This is a genomic window from Corynebacterium kefirresidentii (genome assembly GCF_016599755.1).
In the GTDB taxonomy this organism is placed as follows: domain Bacteria; phylum Actinomycetota; class Actinomycetes; order Mycobacteriales; family Mycobacteriaceae; genus Corynebacterium; species Corynebacterium kefirresidentii.
Map to the genome: position 1 here is coordinate 1,109,474 of NZ_CP067012.1, position 15,402 is coordinate 1,124,875.

The 15,402-nt window shown below is 58.1% G+C and carries 14 protein-coding genes; 11 read left to right on the plus strand and 3 right to left on the minus strand.

Annotation, left to right across the window (positions count from 1 at the left end):
- The first annotated feature begins 73 nt into the window (after positions 1–73).
- The 6 genes from infB (at position 74) to I6I12_RS05425 (ending at position 7,510) form a co-directional block, all read left to right on the plus strand.
- Positions 74–2,935 (plus strand): translation initiation factor IF-2, encoded by a 2,862-nt coding sequence (infB, locus tag I6I12_RS05400; RefSeq protein WP_200288939.1) that lies wholly within the window; start codon positions 74–76, stop codon positions 2,933–2,935.
- Positions 2,936–3,198: 263 nt separating this feature from the next.
- Positions 3,199–3,642, plus strand: a complete 444-nt coding sequence (rbfA, locus tag I6I12_RS05405) for a 30S ribosome-binding factor RbfA (protein ID WP_023021335.1) — start codon at positions 3,199–3,201, stop codon at positions 3,640–3,642.
- Positions 3,643–4,605, plus strand: coding sequence for a DHH family phosphoesterase (locus I6I12_RS05410; protein ID WP_023021336.1), 963 nt, complete (start codon positions 3,643–3,645; stop codon positions 4,603–4,605).
- Positions 4,602–5,942, plus strand: coding sequence for an MATE family efflux transporter (locus I6I12_RS05415; RefSeq protein ID WP_023021337.1), 1,341 nt, complete (start codon positions 4,602–4,604; stop codon positions 5,940–5,942). The genes I6I12_RS05410 and I6I12_RS05415 overlap by 4 nt, the downstream gene beginning before the upstream one ends.
- A gap of 84 nt (positions 5,943–6,026) precedes the next feature.
- The gene (locus tag I6I12_RS05420) at positions 6,027–6,839 is read left to right on the plus strand and encodes a metallophosphoesterase family protein (protein WP_023021338.1); all 813 of its coding nucleotides are present in this window, start codon (positions 6,027–6,029) and stop codon (positions 6,837–6,839) included.
- Complete coding sequence (locus I6I12_RS05425; RefSeq protein WP_023021339.1) at positions 6,836–7,510, plus strand: 4'-phosphopantetheinyl transferase family protein; 675 nt, start codon at positions 6,836–6,838, stop codon at positions 7,508–7,510. The genes I6I12_RS05420 and I6I12_RS05425 overlap by 4 nt, the downstream gene beginning before the upstream one ends.
- Here I6I12_RS05425 and truB read toward each other — a convergent pair.
- Positions 7,507–8,400 carry a tRNA pseudouridine(55) synthase TruB gene (gene truB / locus I6I12_RS05430; RefSeq protein WP_023021340.1) on the minus strand — a complete coding sequence of 298 codons (894 nt, stop codon included), beginning with the start codon at positions 8,398–8,400 and terminating at the stop codon, positions 7,507–7,509. The genes I6I12_RS05425 and truB overlap by 4 nt on opposite strands.
- Positions 8,401–8,423: 23 nt before the next feature.
- On the opposite strand from truB, the gene I6I12_RS05435 reads away from it, so the two are divergent.
- The 4 genes from I6I12_RS05435 (at position 8,424) to I6I12_RS05450 (ending at position 13,210) form a co-directional block, all read left to right on the plus strand.
- Positions 8,424–9,446 (plus strand): bifunctional riboflavin kinase/FAD synthetase, encoded by a 1,023-nt coding sequence (locus I6I12_RS05435; RefSeq protein ID WP_023021341.1) that lies wholly within the window; start codon positions 8,424–8,426, stop codon positions 9,444–9,446.
- Positions 9,447–10,379 carry a nucleoside hydrolase gene (locus I6I12_RS05440; protein ID WP_023021342.1) on the plus strand — a complete coding sequence of 311 codons (933 nt, stop codon included), beginning with the start codon at positions 9,447–9,449 and terminating at the stop codon, positions 10,377–10,379. It begins immediately after the preceding gene.
- A 170-nt stretch (positions 10,380–10,549) separates the two neighbouring features.
- Complete coding sequence (gene rpsO / locus I6I12_RS05445) at positions 10,550–10,819, plus strand: 30S ribosomal protein S15 (RefSeq protein WP_005278802.1); 270 nt, start codon at positions 10,550–10,552, stop codon at positions 10,817–10,819.
- Positions 10,820–10,963: 144 nt separating this feature from the next.
- Positions 10,964–13,210, plus strand: coding sequence for a polyribonucleotide nucleotidyltransferase (locus tag I6I12_RS05450; protein ID WP_023021343.1), 2,247 nt, complete (start codon positions 10,964–10,966; stop codon positions 13,208–13,210).
- A gap of 94 nt (positions 13,211–13,304) precedes the next feature.
- Here the strand turns inward: I6I12_RS05450 and I6I12_RS05455 are convergent, their stop codons facing one another.
- Positions 13,305–14,000, minus strand: a complete 696-nt coding sequence (locus tag I6I12_RS05455) for an AMIN-like domain-containing (lipo)protein (RefSeq protein WP_427846918.1) — start codon at positions 13,998–14,000, stop codon at positions 13,305–13,307.
- Between the two features lie 126 nt (positions 14,001–14,126).
- Positions 14,127–14,597: a VOC family protein gene (locus tag I6I12_RS05460; RefSeq protein WP_023021345.1), complete on the minus strand. Its 471-nt coding sequence runs from the start codon at positions 14,595–14,597 to the stop codon at positions 14,127–14,129.
- A 58-nt stretch (positions 14,598–14,655) separates the two neighbouring features.
- On the opposite strand from I6I12_RS05460, the gene dapB reads away from it, so the two are divergent.
- Positions 14,656–15,402 carry a 4-hydroxy-tetrahydrodipicolinate reductase gene (dapB, locus tag I6I12_RS05465; protein WP_049361192.1) on the plus strand — a complete coding sequence of 249 codons (747 nt, stop codon included), beginning with the start codon at positions 14,656–14,658 and terminating at the stop codon, positions 15,400–15,402.

Here is a 15,402-nt window from a genome sequence, read left to right on the forward strand (position 1 = left end):
GTCCAACAAACCTAACTAGGGGTCAGGCCAGTTTCCGTGGCCTTGGCTCCTAGTCGATACCAAGAGGAGACAAGTGCCCGGAAAGCTACGTGTTCACGAGCTAGCAAAGCAGCTCGGAGTAACCAGCAAGGAACTGCTCGCCACCCTGAAAGAACAGGGTGAGTTTGTAAAGACTGCTTCTTCCACCATCGAACCGCCGGTGGTTAAGAAGATGCGAGCTCATTATGAAGCACAGTCCGGTGGCGATGAGTCCGCCGAGAAGAAGCAAGACAAAAAGCCTGCCAAGGGTGCTGCTAAGAGCACTGCCAAGGCAAATGCTCCTAAGCCAGGGGCGCAGTCCGCTGCGGCCAAGCCCGGGGCAAAGGCTGCCGCACCGAAGCCGGGCGCACAGGCTCCGAAGCCGGGGGCCAAGCCTGCCGCACCAAAGCCAGGTCAGGGCGCTCCTAAGCCCGGCGCACAGTCGGCTGCACCGAAGCCCGGGGCAAAGGCTGCCGCACCGAAGCCGGGCGCACAGGCTCCGAAGCCGGGGGCCAAGCCTGCCGCACCAAAGCCAGGCCAGGGCGCACCTAAGCCCGGCCAGGCTGGTGGCAAGAAGTCGGGCGAGCGCCCGACCCCAGGCAATTCCATGCCTCGCCCGATGCCGAAGCCAGGCGGTACCCGCCGCGTAGCCAATAACCCGTTCTCCACGGGCGGCGGCGATAACCGGCCGGGCCCACGTCCAGGCGGCTCTAAGGGCCCGCGTGGCGGTAACAAGCCTGATAACCGCGGCAAGCGCGGCGGCCAAAACGAGGGCGGAAATAACCGCCAGGGCGGCAATAGCCAGGGTGGCGGCGGTCGTCGTCCATCCCCAGCGATGATGCCTTCCCATCCGAATCCTGCATCGATGCCGTCTAAGGCACCGAGCGGTGGTGGACGCGGTGGCCGTGGCCGTGGTGGTCACGGAGGACCAGGCGGCGGTCGGCCAGGTGGCGGCCGTCCAGGCGGTTTCCGTGGCGGCGGACGCGGCGGACGTCGCGGTGGCACCGCAGGTGCATTCGGCCGTCCAGGTGGCGCTCCACGCAAGGGCAAGAAGTCTAAGCGTCAGAAGCGTCATGAGTACGAAGAGCAGCAGAAGCATGTCGTAGGCGGCGTGCGCTTGCCAGATGGCAAGGGCAAGACCGTCCGCCTGCGTCGTGGCGCTTCCCTTTCGGACTTCGCTGAGAAGATCGGTGCGGATCCAGCAGCACTGGTGCAGGCGCTGTTTAACCTTGGCGAAATGGTGACGGCGACCGCTTCGGTATCGGAAGATACGCTGCAGCTGCTCGGCTCTGAGATTAACTACAACGTCGAGGTCGTCTCCCCTGAGGATGAGGACCGCGAGCTCCTCGAGTCCTTCGACCTGCAGTTCGGTGAGGACGAAGGCGGCGAGGAAGCGCTGGAGAATCGTCCTCCAGTCGTCTCCGTCATGGGTCACGTTGACCACGGTAAGACCCGCCTGCTGGACGCCATCCGCAAGACCAACGAGGGCGCCCGCGAGGAAGGCGGCATCACCCAGGGCATTGGTGCATACCAGACCACGGTAGACGTGGACGGCGAACGCACCATTACCTTCCTGGATACCCCGGGTCACGAGGCCTTTACCGCCATGCGTGCTCGTGGTGCTAAGTCCACCGATTTGGCTATCCTCGTGGTTGCTGCCGATGACGGCGTCATGCCACAGACCGTGGAGGCCATCAACCACGCCAAGGCTGCGGATATTCCGGTAGTCGTGGCGGTCAACAAGGTGGATAAGCCGGAAGCGCAGCCGGACAAGATCCGTGGCCAGCTCACCGAATACGGCTTGGTTCCGGAGGAATACGGTGGCGACACCATGTTCGTGGACATCTCCGCGAAGCAGGGTAAGAACATCGATCAGCTGCTCGAGTCCGTCATCCTGACCGCGGATGCGGCCTTGGAGCTGACCGCTAACCCAGATATGGACGCACAGGGTGTGGCAATTGAGGCACACCTCGACCGCGGCCGTGGTCCGGTTGCTACCGTCATTGTCCAGCGCGGTACCTTGCACGTGGGCGATTCCATCGTCGTGGGCGATGCACACGGCCGTGTGCGCCGCATGCTCGATGAATTCGGCGGCGACGTCGAAGAGGCCGGTCCATCCCGCCCGGTTCAGGTCCAAGGCCTGTCTGGTGTGCCTGGCGCTGGCGATAACCTGCTCGTGGTGGAAGACGACCGCGTTGCCCGCCAGATTGCCAATCAGCGTGACGCCCGCAAGCGCTCTGCCCTGCAGGCCAAGCAGCGCAAGCGCGTCTCCTTGGAGGATCTGGACAAGGTATTGCAGGAGACTTCGACCCTCAACCTCATCCTCAAGGGCGACAATGCCGGTTCCGTCGAGGCACTGGAAGACGCCTTGCTGGATATCAAGACCGAGGACGAAGTCGAGCTCAACATCATCGACCGTGGTGTGGGCGCTGTGACCGAGACCAACGTCTCCCTGGCTGCGGCTTCCGACGCCGTTATCATTGCCTTCAACACTCGTGCGGAAGGCAAGGCGACGGAGATGGCCACCCAAGAGGGCGTGGATATTCGTTACTACACGATCATCTACAAGGCCATCGAAGAGGTCGAGGCTGCGCTTAAGGGCATGCTCAAGCCGATTTACGAGGAACGCGACACCGGCGCGGCCGAGATCCGTGCCCTGTTTAAGTCCTCCGCAGTGGGTACCATCGCCGGCTGCATGGTCACCGAGGGCAAGGTTGTCCGCAACGGCAAGGTTCGCTTGCTGCGCGATAACAACGTCATCACTGCCGACGCCAAGATTGAGTCCCTGCGTCACGAGAAGGACGACGCAACCGAGATCAAGGCCGGCTATGAGTGCGGTATGGTGCTCTCTTACCCGGATATCCAGGTAGGCGACATCATCCAGGCCTACGAAGAGGTCGAGGTTCCGCGCGACTAAATGACGCCGCCGCAAGGCCCACTTCTACACTCACCGTCTCTCCACTGAATGTGCTTCCAGCACACAGGTGGGAGGATTGGGGAGAGTGGAAGTGGGCCTTTTGCTTTAGCAGCTTGTTTATAGCGATGATTTTGCATGGCCCACTTCGTACCTGTGCAAGCGGTACGGGTTTTCATTGTCCGGTATTGCGCACTAAACTGGTGGTTTCTATACCGGTTGGCGGTAATTTTAAAGATGGATTCTTTTTGAGCTGGGAGGTTCACATGGTTGATCACGCACGCGCAGCGCGTATGGCCAAGCGCATTCAGGAAATCGTGGCAAGCGCCATCGAACGCCAGATTAAGGATCGCCGCCTTGAGCTGGTGACCATCACGGATACTCGAGTCACAGGCGACCTGCACGATGCCACCGTTTTTTATACCGTGCGCGGAAAAGACATTGACTCCGAGCCGGATTTCCAGCAAGCAGAAGAAGCTCTCAAGCGCGCTAAGGGGCAGCTGCGCAAGATTGTAGGAGATCAACTCTCCGTGCGCTTTACCCCGACGCTGACCTTCGAGGTCGATACCGTCCCAGAAGCTTCAGCTCATATGGAAGAACTATTAGCTCGTGCCCGTGCCCGCGACGAGGAGTTGGCGAAGCTGAAGGAAAACGCCCAGCCCGCAGGGGACGCAAACCCATATAAGACCTCCGATGAAGACGAGGCTTAAGTGACTAAAAAGCAATACCAGCCGGCCGTTGCTGCCCTGCAGGATGCCCACAGCATCTGCATTGTCACGCATCTGCGGCCGGACGCCGATGCTATCGGTTCTGCTGCGGCGTTGCTGCTCGCGTTGCGGCAACAGGGCAAAGACGTGTGCGCCGTCGTGGGCCAAGATCGGGAAATCTCCCGGAACTTATACACCATTCCCGGTGCCGAGGACGTCATCGTCAGCCGCGAACTGCCCGAAGGCTACGACCTTTATGTCACCGTTGATTGTGGTTCCTTGGACCGGACGGGATTTTTTGCAGACCACATTGAGCAGCTAGCCCAGCAAGGCCGGGTTCTGTGCATTGACCACCATTCTTCTAATCCAGGATTCGGTGCCATCAATGTGGTGGATACCGAATGTGAATCCACCACCGTGGTCTTGCTGAGCATCCTGGATTCTCTAGAAATTCAAGTTGACCGTCATATCGCGCATTGCCTTTATGCTGGTTTGATGACTGATACCGGCAGCTTCCGCTGGGGTAGGCCGGCAATGCACGATATTGCCACCCGCCTTATGCATTATGATCTCGATACCAAGCAGATCGCCGCTGACCTCTTGGATTCCAACACACCGGACGATCTACAGATGATTGGTAGGGTACTGGCTGGTCTGCGTATTGAGGAAGCAGGGGAGCACACCCTAGGCATCCTTGTCGCGCGAAGGGATGATATCCACGGCCACTCAGATTCGGCCGTGGAGTCACTGGTGGAATTCGTCCGTGCGCTAGAAGGAACCACCATAGGCGTGGTGTTTAAAGAGCAAGCTCCGGAGGTATGGGCGGTATCCCTGCGTTCCTCTAGGATTGATTGCTCCTCCGTTGCGCTTAACTTTGGCGGCGGCGGGCATGTTCCAGCCGCAGGGTATACCGCTCACGGAGCTCCAGAAGAAATCATTAAGGAATTGGTGGCCGCTATTCAATGAGTACAGGGCAGACGGATGGATTGAACACCCAGGATCGCTCCACCGCCGGCACAGTAACCGCACGCGAGGTCTTTGGCCTCGCGTTTCCTGCGCTTGGCGTGCTAGCGGCGATGCCACTCTATCTTCTGTTGGATACCGCGGTGGTCGGCCGCCTTGGCGCGCAAGAGCTAGCTTCTCTGGCCGCAGCGACCACGATTCACTCCGTGGTGACTACGCAGTTGACATTTTTGTCCTACGGCACGACCGCTCGCTCTGCTCGCCTCTTTGGCTCCGGAAAACGCGAGGCTGCGGTTGCTGAGGGCGTACAAGCTACCTATGTGGCCTTGGGAGTAGGCGGGCTTCTCGCGGTTATCATGTGGATTTTCGGCGGCGTATTTGCTCGTGCTTTAACTGGTGATCCCGCCACGGCTGCCGGAACGGCGTTGTGGCTGCGCATCGCGGCACTTGCCATTCCCGTTACATTGGTGGAAATGGCTGGCAACGGGTGGATGCGCGGAGTCCAAGATACAAAGAAACCGCTGTATTTCACCTTGGCTGGCATGATTCCCGGCGCGATTGCAGTGCCCATCTTTGTCCATTTCTGGGGGCTGGCCGGCTCCGCTATAGCCACGGTACTGGGGATGAGCATTATTGCTGCGCTATTTGTCCGCGAATTACACAAGGAACATACCGGCTCCTGGCACATTCAATGGCATGTAATACGGGAGCAGTTGATTTTGGGCCGCGATCTTATTCTGCGCTCGGCTAGCTTCCAGGTGGCCTTCCTCACCGCCACGGCCGTGGTCTCCCGGGTGGGTACCGCTTCTCTGGCCGGTCACCAGATCATGATGCAGTTGTGGAACTTTATGTCCCTCATCTTGGATTCTTTGGCCATTGCCGCACAATCTTTGACGGGAGCGGCCCTAGGCGCTGGCTCTGCTAAGCATGCACGCGGTGTAGGCAGCAAGGTCGTGTTGTACTCTACGATTTTTTCGGGACTGCTGGCCGCCGTTTTCGCTGCCGGCGCGGGAATTATTCCACGCATCTTTACCTCCGCTCCGGAGGTACTCGATGCCATTGGCCAGCCGTGGTGGATCTTGGTAGCCATGGTCATTGGCGGTGGCGTAGTCTTCGCGCTCGATGGTGTCCTGCTGGGCGCCGGCGATGCTGCGTTCTTGCGCACTTTGACCATTTCTTCGGTCTTGGTGGGATTTTTGCCAGGCGTCATCTTGGCGCATTTTATGGGCACAGGGTTGACTGGCGTGTGGTGCGGCCTTGCTGCATTCATTGCTTTCCGTATGGTGGGCGTGGTCTACCGGTTCCGATCCATGAAATGGGCCGTAGTACAAGAGAACTAGCTGCGCTAAAGTGGGCGTATTGATATTCGCGGGTGATGCACGTCTCCGTGCAGTGCGCAGTTGTTTGGAAGGCAGGTAGAACCTATGCCAACAGTGTGGGCGGTTTCTGACCTGCATGGTGCGGTAAGCGCCAATAGTGAGCGCATTGCTCAGCTCACGCCGCCAGATCCCGCGGATTGGCTCATCGTGGCTGGAGACGTAGCAGAGCGCACCGATCTCATCATTCGAATTCTGCGGCAGCTCAAAGACCGCTATGCCAGAGTCATCTGGGTGCCTGGCAATCATGAACTTTTCTCGCGCTCACAAGAGCAATATCAAGGCCGAGACAAATACACGCACCTGGTAGATAGGTGTAGGGAAATCGGAGTTATCACTCCCGAAGACCCGTATCCGGTATTCCACGGGACTACTATCGTGCCGCTTTTTACGTTGTATGACTATAGCTTCCGTCCACATGGTCTTAGCGTGGACCAAGCTATTGCAGCGGCACGTGCAAAGCAACTGATGATGACGGATGAGTTCGCCATTGCCCCCTATGTAGACATTCGGGCGTGGTGCTGGGATAGATTGGCCTATTCCATTAAACGTCTTTCCCGCGTGAATGGTCCTACGGTGCTGGTCAACCATTGGCCGTTGGTGCAAGAGCCGACGATGCTGTTGCGCTTTCCCGAGATTGCCTTATGGTGCGGAACGCGGCATACACGGTCGTGGCCGCGCCGCTATAACGCCGAATCCGTAATCTATGGACACTTGCACATGTCCTCCCGCATCAATGTGGACGGCGTGGACCACATAGAGACATCGTTGGGGTATCCCCGAGAGTGGCAGGGCCGCGAGACCGCCCAGGCGTGGCCCTATCCGGTACTGCGTTCCTTTGCGGAGGAGGGGACACCATGATGTATCCAGAGCTATTTCCTGACAGTGCGCGATATTGCTATGTGCGCACGGATTCGAGTTACGCGGATTTGGCGAACTTTGAAGACCTTGAGGCTGAAGAAAAGTCTCTCGTTTCTCAGGCAGTTGATGCGCGCAAGGCCGAGTTCGGCGATGCTAGGTGGTGCGCGCACCGAGCCTTGCAGGAATTGGGTGCTAACCCGGCGACGCCGATTTTGCGCGGCGAGCGGGGCATGCCGCTATGGCCAGAAGGCTTTATCGGATCGATGACGCATACTGAGGGAATGCGGGCCGCGGTGGTTGCTCCAACCTCCGCCCTAAAATCTGTGGGCTTGGACGCAGAACCCGCCGAGCCGCTGCCGGATCATGTTCTTGCCATGATTGCCCGAGCCGGGGAGATGCCGCAGCTCTTGCGGCTAAGTAAGGCGGGGATTAACTGCGCAGACCGATTGCTCTTTTGCGCCAAGGAAGCCACGTATAAATCGTGGTTTCCCATGACCTTCCGCTGGCTCGACTTTGATCAAGCTGAAATTGATCTGCGCGAGGATGGCACGCTCATTTCCTATATTTTGGCCCGGCCCACTCCGGTGCCGTTTATCACTGGGCGCTGGGTGATTCGAGATGGCTACGTCATCGTGTCCACATCGGTTCCGGCCCTAGACTTTAGCCATTAAAGGGTAGAAGGCCGTGCGACAAACACGGTGGCTAGGCGCTTGCCCTTTTCCTTGATGAGCGCGACCGCCTGACCATTGGGAGCCACGGCAGCATGCACGCCTTTAAGCCCGCGGGGTTCGAGCCATTTGCCCATAGCTAGAGCCGCCGCCTCATCCTCGGTGACGGATAGAACCGGGAAGCAGCGAGCCAAGGCTTCGTCCAAGCTCAAGGAAAGGCGCGGGGAATCGGCAAGGTCGTCGAGCGAGAGGGCGTCGGCAAGCGTAAAAGGGCCCACCTTTGTGCGGCGCAAAGCAGTAAGGTGCCCGCCTACCTGAAGCGCCTCGCCCAAATCACGGGCCAGGGAGCGGATATAGGTGCCAGAGGAGCAATCTACCGTGACATCTAAGTCGATATAGTCGCCCTCGCGGCGCTGTGCGAGAACGTCGAATGTATCCACCGTTACCGGACGCGCGGGAATGTCTACCTCGTGGCCCTCGCGTACGAGCTCATGGGCGCGGCGGCCATTAATCTTAATGGCTGATACGGCCGCGGGCTTTTGCATGATATCGCCAGTGAGCTTGGTAATTTCAGCGTCAATTGCAGGGCGGTCAACGCCTGCAGCGCTAGCGCCCCAGGAGTATTCCCCCTCGGCGTCATCGGTGGTGGTGGCGGCGCCGAGCCGGATAGTGGCGTCGTAGGACTTAGTGGAGGCAACCATGTGGGCCAAGAACTTGGTGCCCCGCTCCAGGCCAAGGACAAGCACGCCGGTGGCCATGGGATCCAAGGTGCCGGCATGGCCCACCTTTTTGGTGTGAAAATACCTGCGTAGGCGGCCGACAACATCGTGGGAGGTCATACCGGCGGGTTTGTCTACGATGACGAGTCCGGAGTTTGCGAGCGCATCAGTCATAGCCTCTAAGTCTATGCTCTACGATGGTCTGCGTGGATATTTGGTATGGAATCGATGACATCCCTGCGGAATTAGGCCCAACGTCAGTAACAATCGGCGTTTTTGACGGCCTACACCGCGGCCATCAGCAGCTTATCTCCGCCTGTGTGGAGCACGCTCGCGCCAATGGCGAGCGCCCTGTCATGGTGACCTTTGACCCGCACCCGGTGTCGGTATTCTTGCCGGAGCGTGCCCCACTGGCAGTACTCAGCTTTGAGCGCCGGCTGGAATTGGCCGAAGAGCTAGGCATTGATGCCGTGCTTGTCATCGACTTCACCAAAGACCTAGCCGGCGTGGAGCCGCGGCCCTACGTGGAAGAACTGTTGGTGGGAAAGCTCAATGCGCAGCACATAGTGGTGGGGGAGAACTTCACCTTTGGCGCTGGCGCCACCGGAACCGCCCGGGCCATGCAAGATTTTGGTGCCGAGTTTGGCTTTAGCGTAGATATCGTCCCGTTGCTGGATGATGCCGGCGTGCGGATTTGTTCTACCCATATTCGCGAGTGTCTTGCGAACGGGGACATTGAATCCGCTAATTGGGCGCTCGGCCGCCATTTCACCGTGACTGGGCCCGTGGTACGCGGCGCGGGTCGGGGAGGAAAGGAACTGGGATTTCCTACGGCCAATCAGTACTTCCCGGATACGGTGGCCATCCCGGCCGATGGTGTTTATGCAGGGTGGTTTATTGTTCACTCTGACGCTTCCATAGACGGCGACATGCGCCCTGGCGTGGCCTACGCGGCTGCTATTTCCGTGGGCACCAACCCCACTTTTGGTGACGAGGAGCGCTCCATCGAGTCCTTCGTGCTCGACCGCGATGCGGATCTGTATGGATATGAGGCCACGGTGCATTTCGTCGGTCACCTTCGCGATATGGTGAAATTTAATTCCGTGGATGAGCTGCTAGAGGCCATGGCCAATGACGTAGCCAAGGCGCGCCAGGTGCTTGCCGCCGATGCTAAGGCACAAGGCTGGACTGCCAAAGACTATTTCCTACGGGAGAAATAAATGAAGGCCATTCTCGATCTCGATACCGGCATTGATGATGCCTTGGCGCTGGCGTATGCCATAGCCCATCCAGACTTGGAGCTAATCGGTGTGACCTGTACGTACGGCAACGTGACTGTGCCCTTGGCCGTGCGCAATACACTTGCCCTCCTGGAGCTGCTGGGTAAAGGCGATATTCCGGTTTTTGCCGGCCCCAGCCCGGATGGCTTTCGGCCGAGCGAGATTTCTTCTTTTATCCATGGCCGCAACGGCGTAGGCGAGGTCCTCCTGCCGCCGGCAACCGGGCAGGTCCAGTCTCAACCCGCGGCAGAATTCCTCATCCAAGCCGTCCATGAGCATGGCGCTGATTTGGTCATTATTCCTACCGGTCCTTCCACCACGATTGCGGCCGCAATGCGCCAAGACCCCAGTTTTGCCGCGAACGCGCACCTGGTGATGATGGGCGGGGCGCTCACAGTACCTGGAAATGTCACCCCGTGGTCTGAGGCTAATATTTCCCAGGATCCGGAGGCTACCGATTACCTATTCCGCCATGCCGGCGATATCACCATGGTGGGCCTGGATGTCACTTTGCGCACGTTGTTGACTGCGGAGGAATCCGCTCGTTGGCGCGCTTCGGGTACCCGTGCCGGCCGCATCTTCGCGGATATGGTCGATTATTATATTGGTGCCTATGCCACTACGTCGCCGTATTTGGGCGGTTGCGGCCTGCACGATCCACTGGCCGTGGCGGTGGCGGCAGATGCCTCGCTTGTCGACGTCCTTTCGATAAACCTCAAGACCGATACCACCGGCCCTACCCGCGGTCGGACAATCGCAGACGAAACCCGGCTTTCGACACCGGCAACCGCGAAAGTAGCTGTGGGTGTAGATAGCGAGCGCTTTGTGCGGGAGTTTGTAGAACTACTGGAAACCCTCTTTAGCGAGCTCTAGCAAGCCAGACTTAAGGGGCAGGTGGTTTTGATTTTCTGTGTCCGAACGCTGTAAGGTGTTTCTTTGGCTTAGCGACTGCGGTTCACAGCAGTTGCGGCACGTACAAGTCCCGCGCACCGCGCAGGCTTATGCGTCACGATAATGTGGACTGAAATAAAGGAGAAATACTCATGGCTTTGACCACTGAGAAGAAGGCTGAAATCCTCAAGGAGTACGGCCTGCACGAAACCGATACCGGTTCCCCCGAGGCACAGGTTGCCCTGCTGACCTCCCGCATCAATACCTTGACCGAGCACCTGAAGTTCCACAAGCACGATCACCACTCCCGTCGTGGTCTGTTGCTGATGGTTGGTCGCCGTCGTGGCCTGCTGAAGTACCTGGCTGAGAACAATGTCGATCGCTACCGTGATCTGATCTCTCGCCTGGGCCTGCGTCGTTAATTTCGGCTCAGCTTTGGCCCTCTCGCCCCGCCCTTAGGCGGGGCTTTTTGTGGTTTTTCTGTTAGAATTTGACAGCGTTGTCGTAGACAAAATTGACCAGGCGGCACCGACGATCGCCTAAACCACTCAAGGAGACATTTTTTAATGAGCGTTCAGAACTCCGTCGAGTTCAACATTGACGAGGACTTTGGCATTACCGAAGCCATTGCCACGCTAGACAATGGTGACTTTGGTACCCGCACGTTGCGCTTTGAAACCGGCCAGCTAGCCCGCCAGGCAGACGGCTCCGTGACCACCTACTTGGACGATGACACCATGTTGTTGGCCACCACCACCGCTTCTAACCAGCCGCGCGAGGGATTCGACTTCTTCCCCTTGACCGTTGACGTAGAAGAACGAATGTACGCCGCTGGCAAGATTCCGGGCTCCTTCTTCCGCCGAGAGGGACGCCCTTCCTCTGAGGCTATCCTGGCCTGCCGCCTCATCGACCGCCCGCTGCGCCCGACCTTTGTCAAGGGCCTGCGCAATGAGGTCCAGGTTGTCGTCACCGTCATGTCCCAGGATCCGGAAGAGTACTACGACGTCGTTGCCATCAACGGCGCTTCCGCCGCTACCCAGCTGTCTGGCTTGCCCGTCTCTGGTGCTGTAGGCGGCGTCCGCATGGCTCTTATCGCCGACGATAAGCACCCGGAAGGCCAGTGGGTGGCTTTCCCGAACCACGAGCAGCACGAGCGCGCGCTCTTTGAGATGGTTGTTGCCGGCCGCATGGTAAAGAAGGGCCGCAAGGACGACGTGGCCATCATGATGGTCGAGGCCGGTGCCGGCACCAACGTTGCAGAGCGCATTGCTGAAGGCGCCCCTGCGCCGCAGGAAGCAACCGTCGCTGCAGGCCTGGAAGCAGCCAAGCCATTCATTAAGACCCTGTGTGAGGCCCAGAACGGTCTGGCGGAGCGTACCGCCAAGGAAACTCAGGAATTCCCCCTCTTCCCAGCCTATAGTGATGACGTCTTCGAAGCTGTGGAAAGCGCTGCTACCAAGAAGCTAGAGAAGCTGCTGACTATTCCGGGCAAGCAGGAACGCGACGATGCTACCAATGAATACATGGAGCAGGTCGAAGAAAAGCTCTTGGACCAGTTCGAAGATTTGGATGAGGACAACGCCTCGAAGCAGATCCGTGGCGCGTATAACGCCCTGATGAAGCAGATCGTGCGCCAGAAGATCCTCTCTGAGGGCTTCCGCATTGATGGCCGCGGCGTTACCGATATCCGTGACCTTTCCGTTGAGGTGGATTTGGTGCCACGCGCTCACGGTTCGTCCTTGTTTGAGCGCGGAGAAACTCAGATTTTGGGCGTTACCACGCTAGACATGCTCAAGATGGAGCAGCAGATCGATTCCCTGACCCCAGTGGAATCCAAGCGTTATATGCACCACTACAATTTCCCGCCATACTCCACAGGTGAAACCGGCCGTGTAGGTTCCCCGAAGCGCCGCGAGATTGGTCACGGTGCACTAGCCGAGCGCGCCCTGCTTCCGGTCATCCCCTCCCGCGAGGACTTCCCATACGCCATCCGTCAGGTCTCTGAGGCCTTGGGCTCCAACGGCTCTACCTCCATGGGTTCCGTATGCGCCTCTACCTTGTCCCTCTACAACGCCGGTGTTCCGCTGAAGGCACCCGTAGCCGGCATCGCAATGGGCTTGGTTTCCGGTGAGGTCAACGGTAAGGAGAAGTTCGTCGCCCTGACCGATATCCTCGGTGCCGAGGACGCCTTTGGCGATATGGACTTCAAGGTCGCAGGTACTTCCGAGTACATCACCGCCCTGCAGCTAGACACCAAACTGGATGGTATCCCGTCTAAGGTCTTGGCTCAGGCATTGGAGCAAGCTCGTGATGCCCGCTCTACCATCCTGGAAACCATGGCTGAGGTCATCGATACGCCGGATGAGATGTCTGGCCTCGCCCCGAAGATCACCTCTGTGAAGATCCCGGTCAATAAGATTGGTGAGCTCATTGGGCCAAAGGGCAAGACCATCAACCAGATCACCGAGGAGACCGGCGCAGATGTCTCCATCGAAGATGACGGAACCGTCTATGTTTCCGCTGCTACCGGTGAAGCTGCAGATGCTGCCATCGAAAAGGTCAATTCCATTGCTAACCCGCAGCTGCCGAAGGTAGGAGAGCGCTTCCTAGGCACCGTGGTAAAGACCGTTCCGTTCGGCGCATTCGTTTCCCTGACCCCGGGTCGCGACGGCCTGATTCACATTTCCAACCTGGGTGGCGATGAGCGCATCGAAAAGGTAGAAGATGTCATCAACGTTGGCGATAAGGTTCAGGTAGAAATCGCTGACATCGATAACCGCGGCAAGATTTCCCTGGTTCCGGTTGAGGATTAATCCTCAAGCCTAAAAGGCCCTGAGCTCCAGTTCACCCACTGGAAGTCAGGGCCTTTCTTGATGTTTGCGTACCCCGAGCGGTGATGTCAGAACTTTAATTCTGGAAATCAATCACCACGCGCGATGGTTCTTGCAGAAAAGTCACCGAGTAGGGAGTCTTTTTCTTAAGGCCGATAATGAGCTGGGTTTGTGCCTCAAATGTGGTGGTGTAGTTGATTTCGCTCACCACCCCGGCACCCAGAGTAGTGCCTGGGGACATGTATTTTTCCTTGAGCCCAGGGGTTGAAGGCCATGGCGTTCCCTCAATGCCTAGGTTTAGAAAGGTAGTGCCCTGAACCTCAACTGGCTTGCCGGATGCCTGTTGGGCGGGGGCATCGGTATAGGAGGTAAACCACCCCGGTTCACCTTCGCCCTCCAAGTCGATAACAACGCGCGTAAACCCATCATGAGCTCCCACTCGCACACCCGTGGGGATGAGGTTTCCAAGTCCTTCCGGCATATGTTGTTGGTCCTCGAGCGAGGCTGTGCCCATGCCCGCAAACGCAACTGGGGACGCGACTTGTGGGATTGATTGCTGGCCAGCATCCGCCGCTGAGGTGCTTTGCGGGGCGGAAGTAGTAGGTGCGGCGGTGTTGGTCTCGGCTTCAGCCGTGTCGACAGTTGACTGAACCTCGCTAAGCGCCGGTGAGCTTTGCTGCGTGGAATCCTCTGCGGAACAAGCGGCAAGCGCTAATGCGCAACCTGCGCTGGTGGCTAGGGCGAGAGTGCGAGAGAAAATTGAACGAGACAAGTTCATCACTTCCTTGGTGCTTACCGTGCTATAGCCTCATCCTACTGAGGCTGATGGGGCAGGGGTTAGAAAGTGATGCAATTGTTAAACGTCCTAAGAGGCACGTTGCGGAAGCGGGAAGTAGGCCTACTTCTTTAACTGCACGAGCTGAATAAGGTTTCCCACGGTGTCATCAAAAGCGGCAATGATGGAGGGGCCAACATCGGTGGGCTCCATGGTGAAGTGCACGCCCTTGTCGCTGAGCTCCTTGTATTCGCTTTCTATGTCCGTGGAGAGAAATTGGGTGACCGGAATTCCATCGGCCTTTAGCGCCGCGGCATAGTCTTTTGCTGCGGGGTGGCCTTTCGGCTCGAGAAGTAGCTCGGTGTCTCCCTCGCCATCGGCATTGGTGACGGTAAGCCAGCGGAAATCGCCGTGGGTAACGTCATCCTTAACGCGGAATCCTAGCGTGTTGACATAGAAATCGTGAGCGCGTGCAACGTCATCTACGGGAACGGAAGCGATATATCTGCATGCAGGCCATCCTAGTGATGAAGCTCGGGCACCGTTTAGGAGAACACGTTCTTTGCAGCAGGCGAGGAATTGCGCAGCTATCATGCGCGTTAGGATGGGGAGAAAAGTATTAACGATGTGGCTGAAATAAGGAGAACACACCATGGCTATCAAGGTTGGCGTACTAGGTGCTCACGGGCGCGTGGGTCAAGCAATCGTCGAAGGTGTAAACGCAGAAGATGATCTAGAGCTGGTGGCAGAAATCGACCGCGGTGATGATTTGCAGCAGCTTGTCGACGCCCACGCGGAGGTCATCGTGGACTTTACTCAGCCGGACTCCGTCATGGGAAACTTGGAATTCTGCATTGCCCAAGGCATTCACTGTGTGGTGGGGACCACTGGCTTTGATAAGGAACGCTTGGCGCAGGTAGAGGAGTGGACTAAGCAAGACGGTGCTGGCAATGTCCTGATTGCGCCGAATTTTGCCATCTCCGCTGTGCTCACCATGGTGTTGGCAAAGCAGGCCGCTAAGTTCTTTGAAACTGCAGAGGTCATTGAATTCCACCACCCGACAAAGCTGGATGCGCCGTCCGGTACCGCCATCCATACCGCTGAAGGGATTGCAGCCGCTCGCAAGGAGGCAGGCCTAGGCGAGATGCCGGATGCCACGGAAAAGCAACTGGACGGTGCACGCGGAGCCAATGTCGACGGCATCCCGGTACACGCGGTACGCACTCGCGGCATGGTCGCACACGAAGAGGTTATTTTCGGTGCCCAAGGTCAGTCTCTGACTATTCGCCAAGATTCTTATGACCGTGCGTCCTTTACCCCGGGCGTACTGGTGGGCGTGCGCCAGATTGCGCAACACCCAGGTTTGGTCGTCGGCCTAGATAAGTACTTGGGGCTTTAA